Below are 23,703 nucleotides of genomic sequence, written 5' to 3'. Positions count from 1 at the left end.
CACACGTCTATCCGAACAAAAAAAGGCCCCGCTCGATGGCGGGGCAGGCGCGCATCCCCAGCTTAAAGGATGCGAGGGAACTTGGGATTCGAAGCAGGCAACGTCCGGACCGGTGGCTCTGAGGCGAGCCGCTCCCGGCTCTATGGCGCCGACATCTCCTGTTGAACGAGAGCCGTTCGATTGCCGCGGTGGAGGTCCGCGGCGAAAGTGCAGGCCGCCGTATGCCCCGGCGAAAGCACCCGGGATGGCGGCAGCGCCTTAGCGCAATCGTCGACGGCAAGAGGGCAACGGGTTCGGAACCGGCAGCCCGACGGCGGGTTTGTCGGACTGGGAACTTCGCCGATCATCAACGGTCCCCTGCGGTGCTTCTCGATCCGCGGATCCACCTCGGGCGCCGATGCCAGCAGCATCTGCGAATAGGGGTGGCTCGGACGGTCATAAAGCTCCTTTGACGAGCCATGCTCGACGATCCTGCCGAGATACATGACGTAGACACGCGACGCCGCCTGCCGCACCAGCGCAAGATCATGGGCAATGAACAGGCATGCCACGCCCAGATCCTTCTGCAGCCGCAGGAAGAGGTTCATCACCTGTGCACGGATCGAGAGATCGAGCGCGCTCACCGGTTCATCGCAGATCAACACGCGCGGGTTCACGGCAAGCGATCTGGCAATCGCCACGCGCTGGCGCTGACCGCCCGAGAGCTCGCGCGTGTGACGGTCCCTGACCGCGGATGCGAGGCCCACCTGATCCAGGAGCTCCTTGGTGCGGCGATCCCGCTCCTCCGGCGATCGGGTGCCGGCGATCACCAGCGCTTCGTCGATCGCCTCGCCCACAGTCTGTCGATCGTTCAGAGACGAATAGGGATCCTGGAAGACGTATTGCAGCGCCCGGCGGCTGTCGCGCAGGGCGGCCCCGGAGAGAGCGCTGAGATCGACGCCGTCGAGCAGCACGCGGCCGCTGCTTGCCTTCTCGAGCCCGACGATGGTGCGCCCGAGGGTCGACTTGCCGCAGCCGGATTCGCCGACCAACCCGACGATCTCGCCCGGATAGAGTTCGATCGAGACATCGTCGACGGCATGGACAAATTTGCCCCGCTGAACGCTCTTGAAGCGCGTCTGCAGGTTTTCAACTTTAAGAACAGGTGCTTGTGTCATGCGGCAGCCTTTCCTTGATTGACGACAGGGCAAGCCACGAGAACCGCGCTGTCGTCCGACCGGACCAACGGAGGGCGGCTGTTGCTGCATGCAGGGACGGCGAGTTCGCAGCGCGGCGCAAGAGCGCAGCCTTTGATCGGTGCACCGAGCGTCGGCGGAATGCCGGGAAGCCCCCGGAACTCCGATCCGATTGGGTCCTCTCGCCGCGGTATCGCGTTGATCAGGCCCTGCGTGTAGGGGTGACGCGGGCTCACCAGCACCTTGTCCACCGGACCGCATTCGGCAGCGCGCGCCGCATACATGACGACGATGTTGTCGGCTGCACCCGCGACCACGCCCATGTCGTGGGTAATCAGCACCATCGCCATGTTCAGCCGACGCTGCACGTCCTTGAGCAGCCGCAGGATCTGCGCCTGAACCGTCACGTCGAGTGCGGTCGTCGGCTCGTCGGCAATCAGGAGCTTCGGCTCGCCGGCAAGCGCAATGGCAATGACGATGCGTTGCCGCAAGCCGCCGGAGAGCTCGTGCGGATATTGCCGAAGCCGTGCCACCGGGTCGGAGATGCCGACGAGTTTTACAAGTTCCAACGCACGCGCTTCCGCGGCCCTCGGCGTCATGTCGAGATGCAGTTCGGCCATCTCGGCGATCTGCCGCCCGATCCGGCGTACCGGATTGAGCGCGCTCATCGGGTCCTGAAAGATGAAACCGACGGACTTGCCGCGCAGTTTCTGGATCTCAGCCTCGGGCAGGCCGATCAGCTCGCGACCCTCGAGCTTGACGGAGCCGGAGAGCATCGTCGTCACGCCTGTTGGCATCAGCCCGAGCGGCGCGAAATTCATCACCGTCTTGCCGCTACCGCTTTCGCCGACGATGGCAAGACATTCGCCTTGCCGGACCGAATAGCTGACGCCGTCGACCGGGCGTACTGCCGATTTCGCGGTCAGCAGGTTGACCGTCAGGTTCCTGACCTCAAGGAGCGGTTCGTCATGCATCGGAATTCTCCTTGCCCCAGCTTGCGACCTCGGCCCGACGGATTGCGAGCATGCGCCGTGTCAGCGGTTTCGGAATGCGGTTGAGCGCGATGGATTCCCCGAGCGTGTTGAAGCCGATGACGGCGGCTGTGAGGGCGAGGCCCGGCAGCAGCACCTGGCGCGGGTCGGATTCGAGATAGGGCAGCGCATCCACGAGCATCTGCCCCCATTCCGGCGTCGGCGGCTGGATGCCGAGGCCGAGGAAGCTCAGCGTCGCGACCGCGAGCGCAGCCGTGCCGGCGTCTGCCGTCGCATAGACCATCACCGCACCGATCGTCCCTGGCAGAAGGTGACCGAAGTAGATGCGCCAGGGGCTGGCGCCCAGCACCCGCAAGGCCTCGATATGCGGCTTGCTCATGATGCTGACGGCGACCGCCCGGCTGATGCGGCCGCTCATCGGCCACCAGGCAAGCGCCAGTGCCAGCACCATGGTCCAGTATCCGGGGCCGACGATGCCGATGACGGCGAGCGAGATGATCAGGCTCGGAATGGAGAGACCGACATCGACGACGCGCATCAAGAGGTCATCGACCCAGCCGCGATGATAGCCGGCGATCGTTCCGAGCAGGATGCCGATGGTCATCGCGACGCCGAGAACCGAGCCCACGCTGACGAGCGAAGTGTTTGCGGCGATGATCAACCGGCTGAAGGTATCGCGTCCGAGGTGGTCGGTTCCGAGCCAGTGAGCGGCGGACGGACCAAGTCCGGCATCGAGCAGGCTCTGGGTGCTCGGATCCTGGGGTGCAAGCCAGGGCGCGAAGGTGCCGAGAGCAACGAATAGGCCGATGGTGATCAGTGCCGCGCGCGGCATCTTGTTCAATCGGGCAAAAATGGGATTGAGCATGTTCATGGTCAGCTCCATTGGCGACGAATGCGCGGATCGGTCAGCAGGACTGCCAGATCGACGATCAGGTTCACCACGATGAAGAAAGTGAGGAAGATGAGCAGGCACGCCTGCACCACCATGAAATCGCGGAAGCGCACGCCGGCGAGGAAATAATCTCCCAGGCCCTGCCAGGCGAACAGCGGTTCGACGATGATGGCGGTCGCGGTCATCAAACCGACCTGGGTGCCGAGCGCGTTGATGAAGAGGGGTGTGATGTTGGGCAACGCCTCACGGAACAAGATGGCGGTGCGGCCGAGGCCCTTGCTTTTCGCGGTCAGAACGAAGGGACTCGTCATCGCCTCTTCCAGACCCACCCGCACGACACGACTGAGAACGGCAGCCGGCAGAACGGCGACGGTGAGCCATGGCAGGATCCAGCTTTTCGGACCATTGAAACCGAACGATGGCAGGAGCTGGAAGGTGACGGAGAAGGCGTAGATCATCAGCGCGCCGACGAAGAACGTCGGGGTCGATGCGCCGAGGAGCGCCAGACCGCGCGAAACGCGATCCGGCAATTTGTAGGGCCAGAAGGCACCGAGGAACCCCAAGGCCAGGCTGATGAGGGTGGCGATCACGGCCGAGCCCGCAATCAGCGTTCCCGTCACGAACATACGGTTCGCGAGGTCCGCGCTGACGTTCGTTCCCGTTCTGTAGGAGATGCCGAAATCTCCGCGAACCGCATCGCCCAGCCAATCCACGTAGCGCATCAGCAATGGCTTATGCAGTCCTATCTCTTCGGCAACCTGTTCGACGTAACCCGGTGTTGCGACCGCCCCGCGAAGCTCGGCAATCAAGACTGCAACATTACCGGGTGCCGAAACCACGAGGGTGAAGCAAACAAGGGACGCCATGAACAAAAGGACCAGGGAATGCTTCAGCCGCTTGCTGATGAAGTGGATCAAGGTACCCTCCTCTTACTCGGCCAGCAGAACGTTTTCGTAGGGCATGTCGTATTCGGTGACCGGGCTCGAAAAGCCGTGGACCCGCTTGGAAAGCGCCCAGATGCTCGGCACGTAGACCAGCGGCGCAATCGCGTCGTTGTCCCTGAGCCAGTCGTAGACCTTCTGGATAGTCGGCTGAATCTGGTCCCCCGTTGCCGCCATCGCCGCGTTGATCAATGGATCCAGATTAACCGGATCGGTGACCAGCTTGCCCTCGACGTCATTGTGGAAGGTCGACAGGCACAGCCCCACGATCGAGCCGAATGGATCGTATGGCGCGCCGTAGGTCAGGAAGAAGCCGAGGTCATACTTCTGCTCCAGCATGTCGGTGTGCTTGGAGGCATGATCGACCGAACGGATCACCAGGTCGATGCCGATCTCCTTCATCTCGGACTGGATGACTTCGGCAATGACGCGCGATCCCGGCACGGCGTCCGGGCTGACGACCAGTTCGAGCGTCAGCGGCTTGCCGTCCTTGGACCTTATGGGGCTTCCCGTCCAGCCGGCCTTTTCGAGCAGGGCCGAGGCGGCCGCCGCATCGCGAACCGGTGCATCACTCTGCGTTCCAGCATAGGGCAAAGCGCTGGAGAACATATTGCCGGCGGGCTTGGCGTAGCCGTGGTAGAGCACCTTGGAGATCGCCGCGCGATCGATGCCGATGCTGACGGCCCTTCGCACCGCCGGATCCTTGAGCGCCTCGGCGCGGTCCGGATTATAGGCCATCACCAGCGTGACATTGCCCGGATCGACGACGACATTGAAGCCGGCCGCCTCGAGCTGCTTGCCTTCTTCCGGAGTGAGCGGCGCGATCCAGAAGCCGCCGATCAGGTCAAGCTCGCCGGCACGCAGCGCTGCAACCCGCGACCGTGCATCGGGGACGACCTTGGCTTCAAGGCGTTCATAGGATGGCAACTCGCCCCAGTAACCTTCGTGATGCTCGAAGACGCTCTGCGTATCGTCGGCGCTGATCTGACGCCACGGCCCGGTGCCCACAGGCTCCTTGAACTTGCCATCACCGCCAACCGATTTGGGCGAAAGAAAGCGCGTCGGCCGGGTGTAGGAAAGCTCCTGCATCAGCGCGAGAACCGGCTCCTTGAAATGCAGGGTGACGTGGTAGTCGTCGACCACCTCAAGCGACTGGAAGTGTTTTGAGCAATTCATCCAGCTGAACTGGTCGAGCCCCATCCAGCGCTCGAGATTCCATTTGCACGAGGCAGCATCGAACTTGGTGCCGTCCTGAAACGTGACGCCCTGGCGCAACGTCAGATGCAGTGTTTTTCCACCGTCCTCGATCTTCCAGTCGGTCGCCAGGCACGGTTCGATCTGGCCGCCCTTGCCGTATTTCACGAGCGGTTCGAACATCAGATCCTGGATCGCCCAGATCGCATAGTGGCTCTGCGGATCGAGATTGCCGGCAGGCTTGGCGATGGCGACCCGAAGCGTGCCGGCTGCACCCTGCGCATAGGCGATTTTCGACAAGGCACCCTGTGCGATGGCCAAGCCGATAGCGCCGGCCGCCCCTTGCAGGAACGTACGTCTCTTCATTGACATGAATTTCTCCTCCTTGTGGGCGCTCCTCGCGCCGTCGATACAAGCGGCCTCCACACCGTTTTGTATAGACAAAAGAACTGTCTCATGTATGCAATCTTGCGTCAATATCGTATTTTAGATTGTAGGCATTTTGAACCTTGAGTGAAAAGCCACCAGGTCCTGGCGCATCGAAGCTGGCAAGAAATCTCCCGCTTCTCGGCTCATCTGATCAAAGGGTGGATGCGGCGGCGGGAATTGATCAGCCAAAGTGGCCTTCTCCGCTTGAAATCTCCGAAGATTGCCGGATTCAAATTGTATGCAATATGAAGACAGCTACTTCACTTGTCGTTGCGTTCGCGCGAGTTGAATAGCGCCAAGGCGATACCCGCGCCTGAGGGGCAGCGCTATCTCCGCAAGCATCCCTTGATACATCCCCTCCAGGGGGATAGGTTACGAGCATGAGCGAACACAGACACGATACCCACTCCGAGATCGTCAAGCGACTAAAGCGCGCCGAAGGGCACCTGAAGAGCGTCATTGCCATGATCGAGGGCGGCCGCCCCTGCCTCGACATCGCCCAGCAGCTCCACGCGGTGGAGAAGGCGATCAGCCAGGCGAAACGAACCCTGATCCAGGATCATCTGGACCATTGCCTGGAAGACACGATCGGTGCGCTTCCGCGTGATCAGCGCCACTCCATCGACGAGTTCAAGGCGATCACAAAGTATCTCTGAACGACCACGCCCGCCCCGACTGCAACCGCCACCGAACGAGCGAGCCCAAACATCATGCTGCAGATCCTCGCAAACCGCACGTACCGCCATCTGTTCCTTGCGCAGGTGATCGCGCTGGTCGGAACCGGTCTTGCGACCGTTGCGCTCGGGCTTCTCGCCTATGATCTGGCAGGCGCCGAGGCGGGCGTCGTCCTGGGCACGGCACTCGCGATCAAGATGATCGCCTATGTCGGCGTGGCGCCGATCGCCGCCGCCTTTGCGGAGCGGCTTCCGCGTCGCGCGATGCTCGTCTGCCTCGATCTGGTGCGCGCCGCCGTCGCACTCTTCCTGCCGTTCGTGACCGAGATCTGGCAGGTCTATGTGCTGATCTTCGTGCTGCAGTCGGCGTCGGCCGCCTTTACCCCCACCTTCCAGGCAACGATTCCGGATGTGCTGCCGGATGAAAGGGAATACACACGCGCCCTGTCGCTCTCGCGGCTTGCCTATGACCTCGAGAGCGTCGCAAGCCCGATGCTCGCCGCAGCGCTGCTCACCGTCGTCAATTTCCACAACCTGTTTGCCGGCACGGTCATTGGCTTCCTCGCCTCCGCTGCACTCGTCGTCTCGGTCGCGCTTCCAAGTCCGAAGGCGACGGAACGGCGCGGCATCTACGACCGGACGACGCGGGGCTTGCGCATCTATCTGGCAACGCCGCGGCTCAGGGGACTGCTCGCGCTCAACCTCGCGGTCTCGGCTGCCGGATCGATGGTCATCGTCAACACGGTGGTCTTGGTCCAGGCCAAATTCGGGCTCACTCAGACTGACACAGCCATCGCGCTCGCTGCCTTTGGCGGCGGCTCGATGATCGCGGCGCTGCTGTTGCCCCGCCTGCTCGACAGGACACCGGATCGCGTCGCCATGTTTTCGGGTGCAGCGGTCCTCACCGCCGGCCTGTTCATCGGCGCTCTTGTCCCAAGTTTCGTTTCGCTGCTGCCGCTGTGGCTCGCCATCGGTCTCGGCTATTCGCTGGCACAGACACCATCCGGCCGGCTGCTGCGCCGCTCGGCGCAACCGGAAGACAGGCCCGCGCTCTTTGCCGCGCAGTTTGCCCTTTCGCATGCCTGCTGGCTGATCACCTATCCGCTTGCCGGCTGGCTCGGTGCGACGGCCGGGCTCACGCCAACCTTTGCAGCGCTTGGCCTCATCGCTGCAGGCGCCATCGTCGCGGCGGCCCGGCTCTGGCCGGCGCAGGATCCGGACGAAATCGAGCACGTTCATCACGAGCTTGCCGACGGCCACCCTCATCTTGCAGGTGCCACGCGCGTCGGCAGCGGTCACCGGCACACCCATGTGTTTGTGATCGACAGCCATCACCCAGACTGGCCGGCCGAGCGATAGGCAAACGACGGCTACTTGAAAGCGTCACCGCTGCCGGCAAAGGACAGGATCGCCGCGTCGGCGATCTCCGCAAAACGGGCGCTCGGCCCTTCGGCACCGCTGCTTTGCTGAGCGGCGCGCGCGCCCTCGATCAACAGCAGCAACGTGTCGCAAAGCAGTTCCGCATCCGCGACGCCGGCCCTGCGGCAGAGTTCCACGACGCGGTCGCGTTGCGCATCCTTGAACATGCGGATCACCGACCGCCCGGGATGATCCTCGTCGGTCAGTTGCACGGCGGCGCTCATCATTTCGCATTGGCACTTGTCGTCACCGAGATGGTCGGCGATCCGCCGAACCCACGCCCTGAGCTGCCCTAGCCCGTCGCCCGGGTACGCGTCTTCCAGCTCTTGCCAGAAGCCGTCCATCTCCATTCCCGCACGCCGCAGGCATTCGACGATCAGCTCATCCTTCGAATTGAAATGGCGGTAGAGCGTCATCTTGTTGCTGTCGGCGGCATCGGCGATCGCATCGACGCCGGTTCCGCGAATGCCGTGCCGGCGAAAGAGGTCTCGCGCAGCCTCGACGATGCGATCGCGCGGCGAACGACGTGATGGCTTGCAGAAATCCGTTGTCATCGCATTGGCCCGGCGTGGTCGGCGTGAAAAATGTTGCCCTTGACGCCCTGTCATTGGTCGATAACATGCAACGCTGTTACCGACCAGTAACATTTTTGCCAGCGCGGCACAGAGGAGTAGCCGCTTGCCGCGAAGGCCTTCCGGAGACGGCGGTAACCGCAGAAAATTTCTAGCGCAGTGTCGGTGAGCGCGGTCGTCAGGCGTCTTTTAGCCAGAGCGCACACCGCAGAGACTTATAAGATTCGATAACGCTCGTGATTTGGGTCGATCCGACCCATCATGATCTCGTGCTGGAGCCTTACGATGCGCATGCTGGATGGGCCGAAAGCTGAGGAGAACGTCGCTGACCGGAAGGTCCGCGCGGCGAGTGTGCGCATGCCCGGTTTCGAAATGCTCCGCTATGCCGCCCGCCCCGAAAGCGGCGCCCGCAAAGGATCGATCCTGCCATGATCGACTTCTTCATCCACCGGCCGATCTTCGCATCGGCCATCGCGATCATTATGACGCTTGCCGGCGGCATCTGCTATTTCCTGCTGCCGATCTCGCAATTTCCCGACGTGACGCCGCCGCAGATCGTGGTTGCCGCCAATTATCCGGGCGCCAGCGCTCAGGTGGTCGCCGACACGGTGACGACGCCGCTCGAACAGCAGATCAACGGCGTGCCGGGCATGCTCTACATGACCTCGACGAGTTCGAACGACGGCTCGTCGCGCATCATCATTTCCTTCGAAGTGGGTTATCCGATCGACGTCGCGGCGCTCGACGTGCAGAACCGCGTGTCGCAGGCGGCCTCCTCGCTGCCCGCGCTCGTCAACCAGACCGGCGTCACCATCGCCAAGCAGATCCCCAATTTCACCGTGCTCGTCAGCCTGGATTCGCCGGACAATTCGGTCGATTTCGCCTCGGTCAGCAATTACGCCTACCTGCAGATCCTTGATCCGCTGAAGCGCCTGCCGGGCGTCGGGGACGTGCAGCTTTTCGGTGAGCGCCGCTATTCGATGCGCGTCTGGCTCGATCCGGATCGCATGGCCAATCTCGGCATCACCGCCGTCGACGTCCAGAACGTCATCGCCGAGCAGAATATCCAGGTCGCAGGCGGCAAGATCGGGCAGTCGCCGGCGCCAGCAGGCACGCCCTTCGAGATGCAGATCAACGCACTCGGGCGATTGAGCGATCCCTCGCAGTTCGGTGACATCGTGCTTCGGGCCGACCAGACGACCGGCGCGACAACCAGATTGCGCGACATCGCACGCATCGAGCTCGGCGCCCTTCTCTACTCGTCATCGGTCACCTTCAACGGCAAGGAGAGCGTCGTGCTTGCCGTCTTCCAGGCGCCGGGCTCCAACGCGCTCGACCTGCAGAGCCGCGTGCAGGCGAAAATGGACGAGCTGTCGCAGCGCTTCCCCGCCGGCATCGCCTACCACATGTTCTACGACACCACGCGCTTCGTCTCGGCGGCGATGAAGGATGTGGTCTTCACCCTGCTCGAGGCGCTTGCCCTCGTCGTTTTCGTCGTCTTCATCTTCCTGCAGAACCTGCGTACGACCATTATTCCGACGATCGCCATTCCGGTCTCGCTGATCGCGACGCTCGTCGTCATGTATCTCTTCGGCTTCTCGCTCAACATGCTGAGCCTGCTTGGCATGGTGCTTGCCATCGGGCTGGTGGTCGACGACGCGATCGTTGTCGTCGAGAACGTCGAACGCCAGCTGGAGGCCGGCTTGCCGCCGCTTGCCGCCACCAAAAAGGCCATGCAGGAGGTGACCGGGCCGATCATTGCCACGACAGCCGTGCTGCTCGCCGTGTTCATCCCGGTCGCCTTCATTCCGGGCGTCGCCGGCAGCCTCTATAACCAGTTCGCCCTGACGGTTGCGATCTCCGTCGCCTTTTCCGCCTTCAATTCGCTGACGCTCAGCCCGGCCTTGAGCGCCGCGTTCCTTCGCTATCGCGGCGAGCCGCGCTTCGCCCTCTTCCGCTGGTTCAATTCGGGCTTCCATGCGTTGTCGCACGGTTATGCGCGCAGCGTCGCGGGGCTCGTGCGCTGGCGCTGGGCGCTGTTTGCCCTTTTCCTCGTCGCGATCGGGTCCACCTATGCCTTGTGGCAGCGCATTCCGTCGACCTTCCTGCCGGTCGAGGACCAGGGCTATTTCTTCGTCGTCATCCAGCTGCCGGACGGCGCCTCGCTTGAACGCACCGAGGCCGTTGCGCGGCGATCGGAGGAGATCCTGCGCGGCACCGCCGGCGTCGATTTCGTCGGCTCCGTCGTCGGCTTCAATTTCCTGTCCTTCGCCGCCCAGTCGAATTCCGCGGTGCAGTTCGCCGTCTTGAAGCCATGGGACGAACGTCCCCCCGAACAGGGCGCGTCGGCGCTGCGCGAGGCCGTATTGCCGCAACTGCTGCAGATCCCGGATGCGCTGGTGCTTGCCTTCGATCCGCCGTCGATCCAGGGGCTTGGCGCGACCGGCGGCTTCGAATTCCAGGTCGAGGATCTCGGCGGGCGCAGCGCCCAGGCACTGAACGACGCGACCCAGGCGCTGATCGCTGAAGCGCGCAAGCAGCCGGAGATCAATCCCTACCAGCTCTTCACCACCTTCAGCACCTCGAGCCCGCAATTCGACTATGACCTCGACCGCGACAAGGCGAAGTTGCTGGGCTTGAGCCTGCCGGATATCTTCAGCACGCTGCAGATCTATTTCGGCTCGCTCTACGTCAACGACTTCAACATCTTCGGCCGCACCTTCCGCGTGACGCTGCAGGCCGACCAAGGTGCGCGGGCGTCGGCGACGGATCTTTCCCGCCTCTACGTGCGCAACACCGAAGGCGAGATGGTTCCGCTCAACACGCTCGGAACCTTCAAGCCGACGGTCGGCCCCGAGACCATCACCCACTACAACAATTACCCGTCGGCGCTGATCAACGGCGCGGCAGCGCCCGGCTTCAGCTCGAGCCAGGCGGTGGCGGCGATGGAGCGCGTCGCCCGCACGACGCTGCCGCGGGACTACACATTCGAGTGGACCGGCATCACCTATCAGGAGATCCGCGCAGGCTCGATCGCCGCGCTCGTCTTTGCGCTCGCGCTCGTTTTCTGCTTCCTGATCCTGGCCGCCCAGTACGAAAGCTGGTCGATGCCGTTCATGGTGCTGCTTTCGGTGCCGCTCGCGCTTTTGGGGGCGCTTTCGGCGCTATGGCTGCGCGGACTGCAGATCGACGTCTATTCGCAGATCGGTTTCGTGATGCTGGTCGGACTTGCCGCCAAGAACGCCATCCTGATCGTCGAGTTCGCAAGACGACGACGCGAGGAGGGTCTCGACGTGGTCGCGGCCGCGGCGGAAGCGGCGCGCCTGCGCCTGCGGCCGATCCTGATGACGGCCTTTGCCTTCATCCTCGGTGTGCTGCCGCTGATGTATGCCAGAGGCGCGGGTGCGGCGAGCCGCCAGTCGATCGGCACCACCGTCTTCGGCGGCATGTTGGCGGCAACCATTCTCACACTCATCTTCGTCCCGGTGTTCTACGCGGTCATCGAGCAATGGCGCGAGCGTACGTCCTCGAAGCCGTTCGGCCAGAGCCGCGAGCCGGAGGCGGCGGAATAGGAATTGGAGCCTGACATGCGTGGTTCGAGACTGGTCCTTGCCGCAGCGGTCGCGATCGCCGCCCTCGCTGCCGCCTATCACTACAAGAACGGCGGCTTTGAGCTGAAAGGCGGCGACGCCGGCGCGGCGGTGGGTCCGCCGCAGCAGGCGATGCCCGTTCCGGTCGCAGCGGTGGTCAAGAAGACGATCCCGATCTATCTCGACTATTCGGCGCGCACCGAGGCGATCCGCAACGTCACGCTTCGCGCCAAGGTCACCGGCTACATCGAATCGCAGGCAGCTCCCGACGGTTCGGATGTGAAGGAAGGCGACCTTCTCTACCGGATCGACGCCCGCGACTATCGTGCAGAACTCGATCAGGCGAAGGCCCAGGTCGAGCGCGACCAGGCATCGCTTGACTATCTTCGGTCCAACCTCACGCGCGGCAACGAACTCGCGACCACGGGCTATCTGGACAAGGACAGTTTCGACCAGCGCCAGAGCGCCGTGCATCAGGCGGAGGCGGCGCTGGCGATGTCGCGAGCAGCGGTGCGCACGGCCGAGATCAACTTCGACTACACCGAAATTCGAGCGCCCTTCGCCGGCCGGCTTGGCCGCAACCAGGCTTCTGAGGGAACGCTCGTCAGCAATACCACCGGAACGCCCCTCAACAACCTCGTACAGCTTTCGCCGATCTATGTCTCGTTCAACCCGAGCGAAACGGAACTCGCCGACATCCAGAAGGCTCGGGCAAAGGGCAAGGTGGAGGCCGAAGTGCTTCTTCCCGGCGACGAGGAGCCGCGCTATCGCGGCGACCTCAGCTTCATCAACAATACGGTCGAGGGCAATACCGGAACGGTCATCGCGCGCGTGACGATCGACAATACCGATCTGACCCTGCTACCCGGCCAATATGTCCGCGTGCGGCTGAAAGTCCGCGACGAACCAAATGTGCTGATGGTGCCGGAAACGGCGCTCGGCTCGAGCCAGCTCGGCAAATACATCTATGTCGTCGGCAAGGGCGACACGGTCGAGCAGCGGCTCGTCACCCCCGGCCCGACAAGCGGCGACCTCATCGGCCTGACGTCAGGCGTTTCGGAGGGCGATCAGGTGATCGCGGGAAACCTGCAGAAGATTTTCCCCGGCGCGCCGGTCAAGCCGATGCCCGCCGAGCAGGCACAGAAGTAGGTGTTCTCTGGCAAGCCCGGAGCATCCTTTCCAAAAGATCGCTACGCTCGCATCAGGATCGGGAAGATCATTCCAAACGTGATGACCGCGATTGCCGCAAATTGCAGAGGCGCCGGTATTTCGCCGAGCGCCACCATGCCGACCAAGGCGGTGGTCACCGGAATGAACGGCATGAACAGCGAAGCCGGCTGCGGCCCAAGCTGGCGCACCACGAAGGTGTAGAGGACGACGGCAGCGGCACCGGCGAGGAACCCCTGGATCACCAGCTGCGTTGCGATTTCTGCCAGCGACGCGGCCCCGAGCCCGCTCGGCGCCAGGATGTGCAGCAGCGGCAGCGGCAGACAGGAAAAGAAGACCACGGCGATGGTCGCCGTGACCGCGTCGACCGACCAGAGCCTCACCAGCACCGCATAAACCGCGAACATGATGCCCGAACCTGCAAAAAGAAGATCGCCGCGCAAGATGTCGCCGGAACCGATGCCTGCGTGAAAGACGAACAGCGCGAGCCCCGCCATGATGACGGCAATGCCGATCACCCGTTGGTCGGAAACCCTGTCCTTGAACGCGATGCGCGAGAACAGGAACGAAAAGAAGACGATAAAGGCGGGAGAGAGGGCCGCGGCATGGGCGGCCGGCGCCTGGGTGAGCCCCTGATTGATGATCAGCGGATAGGGTAGCCCCGTCAGCAGGGCCAGCAAACCAGCCTTCCGCCAGCCGAGCTTCTTCAACCTTGCAGCCCCGGTCTTCCAAACCACCGGCAGGAAGGCGAAAGCAGCGCCGGCAAACCGCAAACTGACGATGTCGGCGGCGGTCAGATGTTCGCGCAGGCTGAATCGAGCGGCGACGAACTGGATGGTGGTGATCGCAACGAAGACCACGCCCGCCAGGATCGCTAACCTCTTGCTTCCGGCCTCTTCCCCGACCAACAGAACACGCACGTTTGCCTCCATGACGACGAGATCGGTCCGGCCAGAAACGGTTATCGGACTGCGGAAGCCGCATGCTATTGCTCGAATGAACGTGGCTAAATATGCTGATTTCGCCAAATCTGAGCGAAATGCACTCTATCGAGGATCAATTTGCGTGAATCAGGAAATCGCAGGTCTCGACACCATCGATTGCAACCTGCTGAGGCTGCTGCAGGAAGACGGCCGGCGCACGACGCTTGAACTGGCGAACCGGGTGGGGCTCTCGCCGACCGGCACCAGCCAGCGCGTCAAGCGCCTCTTCCGCGAGGGTTATGTGAAAGCGGTGCGAGCAATCCTCGATCCGAAGAAGATCGGCCGGGGCACCGTCGTCTTCATTCAGGTGCGCCTCGACCACACGGCGCCGCATATCTTCGAGCGGTTCTCCGAGGCGATCGCAAAGGCACCGGAGGTTCTCGAATGCCACATGGTGATCGGCGGCTTCGACTACCTCGTAAAGGCGCGGATTGGCGACATGTCGCTATTCCAGGACTTTCTCGAACGGGTGATATTGCCGCTTCCCGGCGTCAGAGAGACGCACACCTACGCGTCGGTCGGGGACGTGAAGCCGGATGCGCTCCTGCCGATCTAAGCAATCAGGACAGGTCGTCAGCTGCTGCTGCCGTCACGGCCGAGCCAGGGATCGGGCCCGGGATCGCGCCCGGACGCGACTTGCCCCAACCGTTCCAGATAATGCGCCCAGCCTTCCGCATGGCCGGCGCATTGCTCGGAATTGGGCAATCCCGTGTGGGTGAGACGCAGCAAGGTTCCATCCGGCTGTTCGATCAGGTCGATCTCGATCAGGCTGGAGCCGGGCGGGACGATGTCACTGCCCTCCCAGCCGAAGCTGTAGGCGAGCCGATGCACCGGCACCACCTCACGAAAAGACCCACGGGCGAAACGCGCTCCGGTTACGTTGACGAGATAGAGACCGCCGGGCTCCGCCTTGGTGTCGGCCTCCGTTCCCATCCAGCGGAGGATCTTTTCCGGATCGGTCAGGAGAGCGAACACCGCGGCGGGCGGCGCCTGGATACGCGTTTCGCGGCGGACGACGAGGGCTTCTTGCATCGGTCTTCCCTTTGCTGTTGGGCCTGCCCGCCGGTTCAGGAGAGGTGAAGCACGGAACCCGGGCTGCCGCGATCATAGCCCCGCGCGCCTTTTGGCGCCACCTTGCAGGCCAGCCCCTTGCCGGAATGGGCCCCGGCGCTATCCTCTTCGCCATGGATTTGTCTGCGCCCCTCGCCTGGCTCGTGGATGAAGCGAGCGCCTCGCCCGAGCCGGACCGGTTCCTGTCCGGGCTTGGGCGCCTGCTTGTCGCCGACGACCTGCCGCTTGCCGGCGGTGCGCTCACTCTGGCCGTGCCGCATCCGATCATCGCCCACCGCACCTGGTTGTGGCGGGCCGAGACCGGCGTCGTGATCGAGAGCCTTGGCTTTGCGGGCGCGGCCTCCGGCCGTGCAGGACATGACTGGCTGACCGGTCTTGGACCGGTGTTGGAACAATCAACCGGTTCGGGAACGGACCGAGCGACGCTCGGCTGGGCTGGAACCCGCCCTTTCGACCTGGACGAGACCGCAAAGCTTCGTCAGGTCACGCGCTTTGCGGCTGCGCCCTTGGCAGCGCTTGCCGAGCGGGCGGCGCTCGCTGCCCTGCTCGAAGCCTATCTCGGCCGTCGCAGTGCCGCCCGCGTCCGAGCCGGGGAGCTGACCCGCGGCACCGGCGAGACCATTCGCGCCGCATTGTTCTACGCCGATCTTCGCAATTTCACGGGTTTGTCCGAAACAACGGAGCCCGCTTTGGTGATTGCGGCCCTCGACGCCTGGTTCGATCGGGTGGCCGGCGCGATCCACGCCTTCGGCGGCGAGGTGCTGAAATTCATCGGCGACGGCGTCCTGGCAATTTTTCCGGTCAGCGGTTCGCCGACCGAGGCCTGCGACGCGGCCTTGCGCGCGGTGACCGCCGCCCGCGCCGGCATGGCGCATCTCGATGCGGCACGGCAGGCCGAGGGTCTGCCGCCGCTCTCCTTCGGCGTGGCGCTGCATCTCGGCGACATTCTCTGGGGCAATATCGGCGCAGCCGACCGGCTCGATTTTACCGCCATCGGCGCGGCGGTGAACCTCGTCAGCCGCTTGGAGGGCCTGTGTCGGCCGCTTGGCCGGTCCGTATTGATCTCAGGCGCCGTCGCCAGCGTGACGTCCACGCCGCTCCTACCGCTTGGCGACCATACGCTGCGCGGGATCGCAGCGCCCTGCACCGTCTTCACCCTGCCGGATGCCTGACGGCACTCCGGCCAAGGGTCAGAGCGTGACCGACAACAGCTGATCCGGCGAGACCTGACGTCCAGTGTTCGCGCGCTGCCGTGGCGAGCGGCCCATGATGCGCTTGAACGCGGTGCTGAAGGCGGCTTCGGAGGCGTAGCCGACGGATTGCGCGACCATCGCCACCGACTGACCACCATCCTGCAGCTTTCGCTCCGCCAGCCGCATGCGCCATTCGGCGAGATAGCTGAGCGGAGCAATGCCGGCGACGGCCTTGAAATAGGTGGCAAAGGCAGTGCGCGACATGGCCGCGGCGCGGGCCAGTTCCGGCAGATGCCAGTTGCGTGTCGGGTCGCCATGCATCAGTGAGAGCGCCGGCGCCAGCTTCGGATCGCATGCGGCGCGCAGCCAGCCGACATCGACGCCACGCTCCCGTGACAGATAGCCCCTGAGGATCTGCAGGAACATCAGATGGGCAAGGCCCGAGCACGCGGCATCTGCACCGGGCGCTGCGGCCATGGTTTCCTGCACCAACTCGCGGATGAGCCATTGCAACTGGTCCACCCCAGCATCATCGCGGCGCAGGTGAATGACCGGTGGCAGATTGTCGATGAGCAGGCGGCTGCTTGCGGTGCCGAGGTCGATATGACCACCCATAGACAGGAAGTCGTCCCCCTGCCCGAGGGACGCCATGCGCTTGCCTTCGGTATAGAGCTCATAGGCATCAACGGGAGAAATTCCATCTGCGCTGGCGATCGTGAACGGAGCCGGCGCCGACAGCAGCACGACATCGCCACAATCAAGCTGCAACGGATCGCCGAGGCCATCGACAGCCAGCAGGCAGGCGCCTCGGGCAATGGCGAAGAACTTGATCTTATCCGGCGGCGGAAAGCGGATTGCCCAATTGCCGCCGGCACTGAAGCCGCCGGCATAAACCGCGCGGGCTTCGATCAGCGACAGGATGGAGGAAAGCGGATCTTGGTCCATTTCTGAACTATGACGAAAGAACTACGGATTATCAAGCATTCATAATTCAGTTGATGATGGATATCTCCAGGGGGCATCAACTGGAGACCCCACCATGTCCACTTTGCAACAGCCCATCAACTCCGGCTTCACCGCTGCCTCGACCACAGCGGATGTTATCCGCGGCATCGACCTCAAGGACAAGATCGCCATCGTCACCGGCGGCTATTCCGGCCTCGGCCTCGAGACCGTACGAAGCTTTGCGCAGGCCGGCGCCAAGGTGATCGTGCCGGCCCGCGATGTCGACCGCGCGCGCCAGACCATCGACGCGGTGGCCGCAGGCATCGAAGTCCGGAAAATGGACCTTGTCGATCCCGCTTCGATCGACGCCTTCGCCGATGATTTCCTAGCCTCCGGACTTCCACTCCATATCCTCGTCAACAGCGCCGGCATCATGGCCGTCGAAGAATTGAAACGCGACGCGCGCGGCAACGAACTGCAGTTCTCCACCAACCACCTCGGCCATTTCCGGCTGGTCGCGCGGCTCTGGCCGGCGCTGAAGCGCGCGAGGGGCGCTCGCGTCGTTTCCGTGTCTTCGGCCGGCCACCGATTTTCGCCGGTGATGTTCGACGACATCAATTTCGAGCGCCGCGCCTACGATCCATGGCTGGCCTATGGCCAGTCGAAGACGGCGAACGTGCTCTTTGCCACCGCGCTCGACGCGCGCGGCAAGGAGGATGGCATCCGCGCCTTTTCGCTGCATCCGGGCGGCATCGTCGCAACCGGGCTCGCTCGACACCTCCCCGCCGGCGCCCTTGAGGCGCATGGCGTGCTGGACGATAAGGGCGAACCGATCCTCGACCCGTCGCGTGACCTGAAAACCCCCGAGCAAGGGGCGGCCACTCAGGTCTGGTGCGCGACCAGTCCGCAGCTTGACGGCAAGGGCGGGGTCTTCTGCCTGGACTCCGATATCGCGCCGCTGCTTCCCCCGGACACGCCCTGGTCGATCGCGCGCCATACGACATCCGCGCGCGTCTCTGGCGTCGAGGCCTATGCCGTCGATCAGGAGGCAGCCGAGCGGCTCTGGGCCATCAGCGAGGCGATGACGGGCGTTCGGCTAGAGCGCCGTGCATTCAATTGAACGCACAAAGGACGCTCTAGCACTCTGATTCTAGAGCATCTTTCCGCCTCAAGTGATTCCACTTGAGAGCAGGATGCTCTGGGCGCCTGAGCCTCTTCGTCGCAACCGCTCAACCCGCCATTAAGATTTCGATCACCATCTATACTTGACGGATAGATGGTGATCGACATATATTCTCCTTGTCGCATGTGCCTGATGGGAGCAGACAATGAGAGTAAGCCGCGCACAGGCGGAGGAAAACCGTCGAACGGTCATCGACGTCGCAAGTCGCCTCTTTCGGGAGAGAGGCTTCGACGGCATCGGTCTGAACGACCTGATGAAGGGCGCCGGCCTGACCCAAGGCGGTTTCTACAAGCAATTCGAATCCAAGGACGACCTCATCGCTCAGGCTTCTTCCAAGGCGCTGGAGAGCGGCGTGGCGAACTGGGCTAGGGTCGTCTCTAAGGCGGCCGGTAAGCCGCTTCGCGCCCTGCTCCGCTTTTACCTGTCGGATGCGCATCGCCACGAAAAGGCCGACGGATGCGCGCTGGCCGCGCTCGCACCGGAAGCCGCCCGCCGCAGCCCAGCTTTGCGCCAGGCTTTCGAGGCCGGCATCAACAGTCATCTCGACATTCTCGATGGGGTGGTTCCACCCGAACCAGGCAAGGAAGTGCGTGACCAATCGATCGTCGCGCTCTCGACCATGGTCGGTGCGCTGGTGCTTTCGCGCGCAGTCGATGACGAGCAACTCTCGAACCGGTTCCTGAAGGCGGCGGCCGAGAGCTTGCTTGCCGACGAAGGGGCGTCGCAGGCGTCGCCACTGCAGTAGCAGGCAAAGATCCCCCACGAAACGTTCAGGGTTTCCCTCCAGCCGGAAAGGACCGGACCATGTCCAGCACATCCGACCCCATCGTCATCGTATCGGCGGTGCGCACGCCGCTTGGCCGCTTCCTCGGCGATCTTGCGCCGGCCCAGGCGAGCGCGCTCGGCGCCCACGTCATCCGTGCCGCACTTGAACGGGCACACCTCTCACCCGATCGCCCGGACGAGGTGCTGATGGGCTGCGTGCTTCCCGCTGGCCAGGGACAGGCCCCGGCCCGGCAGGCAGCCCGCGGCGCGGGTCTGCCCGATGCCGTCGGCGCCACCACGATCAACAAGGTCTGCGGTTCCGGCATGAAGGCGACCATGCTGGCGCATGATCTCATTCTTGCCGGATCGATCGATGTCGTGGTCGCCGGCGGCATGGAGTCGATGTCGAACGCGCCCTATCTGCTCCCCAAGGCACGAGCCGGCTATCGCGCCGGGCATGACCGGATCTTCGACCACATGATGCTCGACGGGTTGGAAGATGCCTATGAGCCCGGCCGACCGATGGGCGATTTCGGCGAGGCAGCGGCCGAAGCCTATGGGTTTACCCGTGCCGATCAGGACTCCTATGCGGTCGAAACGCTGACACGCGCCCGCACCGCGATCGAAACTGGGGCCTTTGCCGACGAGATCGGGAGGGCGCAGGCATCGTCGTGATCGAGGCGCTCGAGCATGCATTGGCGCGCGGCGCCACACCGATCGCCGAACTCGTCGGATATGGCACCACGGCCGATGCCCACCACATCACCTCAGGCCCGGAGGATGGTGCAGGCGCCCGGCGGGCGATGGAAATCGCCATCGCCCAGGCCGACATTCGGCCAAGCGATATTCGCCATCTCAATGCTCATGCGACCTCAACGCCGGTCGGCGACAAGGGCGAAATCGAGGCGATCAAGTCGGTCTTTGGCCGCAACGGCGAAATCGCCGTCAGCGCGACGAAATCCGCAACCGGGCATTTGCTGGGTGCAGCGGGCGGTCTGGAGGCGATCTTTACCGTGCTCGCCCTGCGCGACCAGATCGCGCCGCCGACGCTCAATCTCGAAACGCCGGATCCGGCTGCGGACGGTATCGACTTTGTCTCAGGCGCAGCACGAAAGCTGTCGCTCGACTATGCCATCTCCAACGGCTTCGGGTTCGGTGGCGTCAATGCCAGCGTTGTCTTCCGACGTTGGGCGGAGTGACGAGGCGCGGCATTCGCTGGCCGCTCACAGGCGCGGAAAGACGGTCGCGCGCTTGACCGTGCCATAGGCAAAGCTGGTATCGATCGCAGCAATGCCCTCGATATTGTGCAGTTGCGTGCGGACGAACTGCTCGTAGTCCTTGAGGCTCGTCACCAGGACCCGCAGCAGGTAGTCGGCTTCGCCGGTCATGACGTAACAATCCTGGATGTTGTCGATCGTTCTCACCTTGCGCTCGAAGGCAGCGACGGAAGCCTCGGAATGGCGCTCAAGCCGGATGCGGACGAAAGCCGTGATCGGCAGACCATAGGCTTCCTCGTCGACGATCGCCGTATAGCCCTTGATGATCTTCGCCTCCTCAAGCAGGCGCAGCCGTCTGAGGCACGGAGACGGAGACAGCGCGACCTTCTCGGAGAGATCCTGATTGGAAAGGCGGCCGTCCTTCTGCAGCGCCCAGATGATCTGCATGTCCTTTTCGTCCATTCGCCCCTCCCCGATGGCAGATTCTGCCAAACTCTATGCAAACGGCGAGTGAAATAGCAAGATATCGACTGCGCGAGAAGCATATCATGTGAGCCATCCTAGCGATGAGGCCCCGCATGACCGACGTGACGTCAGATTTTCAGCAATCGAGAAGCGGATGGCTGACACCGGCGACAGTCGGCTACATCGTGCTGTCCATCGTCGTGCTGGTCTGGGCGGGCTTCGCGCTGACCATGCGGGCGATCGGGGCCTCGCCGCTTGCCACCGCCGACGTCGCCCTCATTCGTTTCGCGATCCCGATCCTCGCCTTACTGCCGGCCATCCCCCAGCGCCTTTCCGCACTTCGCAAGGTCAGGCCAATGGATGCGGCCCTCGTCTTGCTCGGCGGCGTGCCGTTCTTCTTCATCGTCTCGGAAGGTGCCAAAGCAACCTCCGCGGCCTATGTTGGCGCACTCGTTGCCGGAACGACGCCGCTATCCGTTGCCTTGCTCGTCCTTCTGCTTGAGCGAAAGGGCGTGCCGAGGAAGCGCTGGCTGCCGCTCGCGCTGATCCTTGCCGGCGTCATCGGCATTGTCGCCGGGCAGCAGCATGCGGTGACCACCGAAACCCTCCGCGGCGTCGGCCTGCTGCTTGTGGCGAGCCTCATCTGGGGCGCCTATACGATCGGCCTGCGCCGCACCGGAGTGGATGCGATCAGTAATGGACTGCTGCTCTCCATCGGCTCGCTCGTCATCCTCCTCCCCCTGCTCCTGACCGGCGCCGTCACCACGCATATCGGGCAATTTTCCTGGCACCAGGCGTTGCCCTTCATTCTGGTGCAGGGGCTCGGTGTCGGCCTCGTCTCGACCGTCGGCTACGCCTTCGCGATCTCGCGGCTCGGCGCTGCTAGGAGCGCGACGATCGGCTCGCTCGCGCCGGCGCTCGCAAGCCTGATGGCCATTCCGATCCTTGGCGAGGCGCTCGCCTTCGCGACCGCCATCGGCATCCTCGTCATCACCACGGGCGTGATCCTGGCAAACCGCCACTAGTTTCAAGAACGATAGGGAACCCAGTATGCTCGCCGCTCTGCCAATCGCCGAACCCGATCCGTTGTGGGCACTCATCAGCTCGTTCCGGCAGGATCGTCGCACCGACAAGATCGACCTCGTCGTCGGCGTCTATCGCGATGCTTCGGGCCAAACACCGGTGATGCAGGCCGTGCAGGATGCGGAAGCGAGTCTCGCCGCCGCCGCCGCGTCCAAGTCCTACAGGGCACTGTCCGGGAACCCGGTATTCAACGACGGGATGTCCAGGCTCCTTCTCGGTGAAGGCGCCGAGGCGCTCAACCGCCAGTGTACGATCCAGACGGTTGGCGGCACTGGCGCGCTCCGGATCCTCGCGGATTTCATCGCACTCGTCTCGCCGCACGCGACGGTCTGGAACACGAATCCCGGCTATGTGAACCACCGTCCGATCATGACGGCCGCGGGCCTCGCCGTGCGGGCGTTCCGCTGGCAGGAGAACGAGGCCGGCCTCGATCTCGACGCCGTCGTCGCGGATCTTGGGGAGGCCCGCCAGGGAGACGTCGTTCTCCTGCACGGCTGCTGCCACAATCCGAGCGGCATCGATCCGACGCCGGAGCAGTGGCGGCTCCTTGCCAAACTCTGCAAAGACAAGGGGCTGATACCGTTGATCGACATGGCCTATCAGGGCTTCGGCGACGGGATCGGAGAGGACGCCGCGGGCCTGCGGCATTTCGCTCAAAAATTCGATACGGTGCTCGTCGCGGCAAGCTGCTCCAAGAACATGGGTCTCTATTGCGAACGTACCGGCGCGGCGATGGTGATCGCGCCTGACCGGGACCCGCTCGCCAACATTCGCGCGACACTGGAGCGGATCACGCGAGCCAACTACTCCATGCCGCCGGAGCACGGCGCCGCGATTGCCGCGCACCTCTTCGAAAACCCCGGGATGTGGCTTGCCGAACTGGAGGCGAGCCGCCGCCGCGTCGCTGAAATCCGCTGCACCCTCGCCGATGCGCTCGCCGGATGCGGCGCTCCGGATAAATTTCAGGCGCTGCGGCGCCAGAAAGGCATGTTCTCGCTGTTGCCACTCGACCAGCGCCAGATGAACCGGCTGCGCGAGGACTTCGGCGTCTACGGAACGGCGAACGGACGCATCAACATCGCCGGTCTACTGCCGCGCGACGTCGAGCGGCTGGCCGATGCGCTCCGGGCGGTTTCAAGCTCTCCGTCCTTCGTCCGCGCCGCTAAAGCCAGCGCCTGACGCGCGTCTTGTAGGCCCGATAGACGTCACCGAACTTGCGCTCGAGATAGGCCTCCTCGCGCGCCACCACGCCATAGCGGATGACGAGGTAGAAGGGGATCAGCAGGATCAGCAGCCACAGGCTGTCGAAGGCGATGGAAAAGCCGATCAGGCCGAGGAACATGCCGGTATAGATGGGATTGCGGGCGAAGCGGTAGGGACCCGCTTCGACGATCGTTGACGTCGGGCGGTTGACCGGTATGTCGGTTCCTGCACGGCCGAGGGTCATCGCTGCCCAGACGAGCAGCGCGAGACCGGCCAGAAACACGAGGCCGCCAACCAAAGCATCAGGCACCATCTCCGGCACGAACGGCAACGGGTAAAGCCGGTCGAGCACGAGACCGCCACCCACCGCCAGCACCCAGGCGACCGGCGGGTGCACCACGGCGCCGGAACTGTCAGGCGCATTTCCGGTTGTCTCGTTCATCCGATCAATCCTCGCCTATTTCGCGCGCACATCGCGCAGACGGCATTTTACCGGAAGCGAGGCATTTGCGAAAATCGTTCGAAACGGTATGTGAACTGGAGGTCATCG

Annotated in this window: 22 protein-coding genes and 1 pseudogene; 12 read left to right on the top strand and 11 right to left on the bottom strand. The window is 63.7% G+C overall.

Going from position 1 to position 23,703, the window contains the following annotated elements; all coding sequences use genetic code 11:
- Positions 1-140: 140 nt before the first annotated feature.
- The 5 genes from ACTJKE_RS19085 to ACTJKE_RS19065 are packed head-to-tail and all read right to left on the bottom strand — an operon-like array spanning position 141 to position 5,566.
- Positions 141-1,157, bottom strand: coding sequence for an ABC transporter ATP-binding protein (locus ACTJKE_RS19085; protein WP_058329987.1), 1,017 nt, complete (start codon positions 1,155-1,157; stop codon positions 141-143).
- Positions 1,154-2,149 carry an ABC transporter ATP-binding protein gene (locus ACTJKE_RS19080; protein ID WP_440635921.1) on the bottom strand — a complete coding sequence of 332 codons (996 nt, stop codon included), beginning with the start codon at positions 2,147-2,149 and terminating at the stop codon, positions 1,154-1,156. Before ACTJKE_RS19080 ends, ACTJKE_RS19085 begins: the two co-directional genes overlap by 4 nt.
- Positions 2,142-3,050, bottom strand: a complete 909-nt coding sequence (locus ACTJKE_RS19075) for an ABC transporter permease (RefSeq protein ID WP_057255364.1) — start codon at positions 3,048-3,050, stop codon at positions 2,142-2,144. The genes ACTJKE_RS19080 and ACTJKE_RS19075 overlap by 8 nt, the downstream gene beginning before the upstream one ends.
- Positions 3,041-3,976: an ABC transporter permease gene (locus ACTJKE_RS19070; RefSeq protein WP_057255363.1), complete on the bottom strand. Its 936-nt coding sequence runs from the start codon at positions 3,974-3,976 to the stop codon at positions 3,041-3,043. The genes ACTJKE_RS19075 and ACTJKE_RS19070 overlap by 10 nt, the downstream gene beginning before the upstream one ends.
- Positions 3,977-3,988: 12 nt before the next feature.
- Positions 3,989-5,566 carry a nickel ABC transporter substrate-binding protein gene (locus ACTJKE_RS19065; protein WP_440692105.1) on the bottom strand — a complete coding sequence of 526 codons (1,578 nt, stop codon included), beginning with the start codon at positions 5,564-5,566 and terminating at the stop codon, positions 3,989-3,991.
- A 437-nt stretch (positions 5,567-6,003) separates the two neighbouring features.
- Between ACTJKE_RS19065 and ACTJKE_RS19060 the strand changes: the two genes are divergently transcribed.
- The gene (locus ACTJKE_RS19060) at positions 6,004-6,279 is read left to right on the top strand and encodes a metal-sensing transcriptional repressor (protein WP_057255361.1); all 276 of its coding nucleotides are present in this window, start codon (positions 6,004-6,006) and stop codon (positions 6,277-6,279) included.
- Positions 6,280-6,333: 54 nt separating this feature from the next.
- Positions 6,334-7,656 carry an MFS transporter gene (locus tag ACTJKE_RS19055; RefSeq protein ID WP_058329990.1) on the top strand — a complete coding sequence of 441 codons (1,323 nt, stop codon included), beginning with the start codon at positions 6,334-6,336 and terminating at the stop codon, positions 7,654-7,656.
- Between the two features lie 11 nt (positions 7,657-7,667).
- Here ACTJKE_RS19055 and ACTJKE_RS19050 read toward each other — a convergent pair whose 3' ends face one another.
- Positions 7,668-8,270, bottom strand: a complete 603-nt coding sequence (locus tag ACTJKE_RS19050) for a TetR/AcrR family transcriptional regulator (protein ID WP_058329991.1) — start codon at positions 8,268-8,270, stop codon at positions 7,668-7,670.
- A gap of 303 nt (positions 8,271-8,573) precedes the next feature.
- On the opposite strand from ACTJKE_RS19050, the gene ACTJKE_RS19045 reads away from it, so the two are divergent.
- Genes ACTJKE_RS19045 through ACTJKE_RS19035 form a run of 3 tightly spaced genes read left to right on the top strand, consistent with a single transcriptional unit; the run spans position 8,574 to position 13,027 of the window.
- Positions 8,574-8,720, top strand: a complete 147-nt coding sequence (locus ACTJKE_RS19045; protein ID WP_156437200.1) for a hypothetical protein — start codon at positions 8,574-8,576, stop codon at positions 8,718-8,720.
- Complete coding sequence (locus ACTJKE_RS19040; protein WP_440692103.1) at positions 8,717-11,860, top strand: efflux RND transporter permease subunit; 3,144 nt, start codon at positions 8,717-8,719, stop codon at positions 11,858-11,860. The genes ACTJKE_RS19045 and ACTJKE_RS19040 overlap by 4 nt, the downstream gene beginning before the upstream one ends.
- Before the next feature lie 15 nt (positions 11,861-11,875).
- Entirely contained in the window at positions 11,876-13,027 is a 1,152-nt protein-coding gene (locus tag ACTJKE_RS19035; protein WP_440692101.1) for an efflux RND transporter periplasmic adaptor subunit, read from the top strand.
- A 41-nt stretch (positions 13,028-13,068) separates the two neighbouring features.
- Here the strand turns inward: ACTJKE_RS19035 and ACTJKE_RS19030 are convergent, their stop codons facing one another.
- Complete coding sequence (locus tag ACTJKE_RS19030; protein ID WP_440692099.1) at positions 13,069-13,965, bottom strand: DMT family transporter; 897 nt, start codon at positions 13,963-13,965, stop codon at positions 13,069-13,071.
- Between the two features lie 157 nt (positions 13,966-14,122).
- Between ACTJKE_RS19030 and ACTJKE_RS19025 the strand changes: the two genes are divergently transcribed.
- On the top strand, positions 14,123-14,584 hold the full coding sequence (locus ACTJKE_RS19025) for an Lrp/AsnC family transcriptional regulator (protein ID WP_440692132.1): 462 nt from the start codon (positions 14,123-14,125) through the stop codon (positions 14,582-14,584).
- A gap of 17 nt (positions 14,585-14,601) precedes the next feature.
- Here ACTJKE_RS19025 and ACTJKE_RS19020 read toward each other — a convergent pair whose 3' ends face one another.
- Entirely contained in the window at positions 14,602-15,060 is a 459-nt protein-coding gene (locus ACTJKE_RS19020; protein ID WP_057255354.1) for an SRPBCC family protein, read from the bottom strand.
- 152 nt (positions 15,061-15,212) lie between these two features.
- Here ACTJKE_RS19020 and ACTJKE_RS19015 point away from each other — a divergent pair, with 152 nt between their 5' ends.
- Complete coding sequence (locus ACTJKE_RS19015; RefSeq protein ID WP_440692130.1) at positions 15,213-16,271, top strand: adenylate/guanylate cyclase domain-containing protein; 1,059 nt, start codon at positions 15,213-15,215, stop codon at positions 16,269-16,271.
- Between the two features lie 18 nt (positions 16,272-16,289).
- Here ACTJKE_RS19015 and ACTJKE_RS19010 read toward each other — a convergent pair whose 3' ends face one another.
- Positions 16,290-17,237 (bottom strand): AraC family transcriptional regulator, encoded by a 948-nt coding sequence (locus tag ACTJKE_RS19010; RefSeq protein ID WP_058329996.1) that lies wholly within the window; start codon positions 17,235-17,237, stop codon positions 16,290-16,292.
- 94 nt (positions 17,238-17,331) lie between these two features.
- Here ACTJKE_RS19010 and ACTJKE_RS19005 point away from each other — a divergent pair, with 94 nt between their 5' ends.
- The 3 genes and pseudogenes from ACTJKE_RS19005 (at position 17,332) to ACTJKE_RS18995 (ending at position 20,384) form a co-directional block, all read left to right on the top strand.
- Entirely contained in the window at positions 17,332-18,357 is a 1,026-nt protein-coding gene (locus tag ACTJKE_RS19005) for an oxidoreductase (RefSeq protein WP_058329997.1), read from the top strand.
- 208 nt (positions 18,358-18,565) lie between these two features.
- Positions 18,566-19,165, top strand: a complete 600-nt coding sequence (locus tag ACTJKE_RS19000; RefSeq protein WP_058329998.1) for a TetR/AcrR family transcriptional regulator — start codon at positions 18,566-18,568, stop codon at positions 19,163-19,165.
- A 59-nt stretch (positions 19,166-19,224) separates the two neighbouring features.
- Positions 19,225-20,384, top strand: a pseudogene (locus ACTJKE_RS18995) (acetyl-CoA C-acetyltransferase).
- Between the two features lie 24 nt (positions 20,385-20,408).
- Here the strand turns inward: ACTJKE_RS18995 and ACTJKE_RS18990 are convergent.
- Positions 20,409-20,864, bottom strand: coding sequence for an Lrp/AsnC family transcriptional regulator (locus ACTJKE_RS18990; RefSeq protein ID WP_057255347.1), 456 nt, complete (start codon positions 20,862-20,864; stop codon positions 20,409-20,411).
- Positions 20,865-20,980: 116 nt separating this feature from the next.
- Here ACTJKE_RS18990 and ACTJKE_RS18985 point away from each other — a divergent pair, with 116 nt between their 5' ends.
- Both ACTJKE_RS18985 and ACTJKE_RS18980 read left to right on the top strand, forming a co-directional pair.
- Complete coding sequence (locus tag ACTJKE_RS18985) at positions 20,981-21,892, top strand: DMT family transporter (protein WP_058330001.1); 912 nt, start codon at positions 20,981-20,983, stop codon at positions 21,890-21,892.
- 25 nt (positions 21,893-21,917) lie between these two features.
- Positions 21,918-23,129: an amino acid aminotransferase gene (locus ACTJKE_RS18980; RefSeq protein ID WP_113512091.1), complete on the top strand. Its 1,212-nt coding sequence runs from the start codon at positions 21,918-21,920 to the stop codon at positions 23,127-23,129.
- Here the strand turns inward: ACTJKE_RS18980 and ACTJKE_RS18975 are convergent.
- Complete coding sequence (locus tag ACTJKE_RS18975; protein WP_440692097.1) at positions 23,113-23,595, bottom strand: methyltransferase family protein; 483 nt, start codon at positions 23,593-23,595, stop codon at positions 23,113-23,115. The genes ACTJKE_RS18980 and ACTJKE_RS18975 overlap by 17 nt on opposite strands.
- Positions 23,596-23,703 lie beyond the last annotated feature (108 nt).

Source organism: Ensifer sp. 22521, from assembly GCF_052044795.1.
GTDB lineage: Bacteria > Pseudomonadota > Alphaproteobacteria > Rhizobiales > Rhizobiaceae > Ensifer.
Note: the sequence above shows the minus strand (reverse complement) of the source record. Positions and strands in the feature narration are given on the sequence as shown.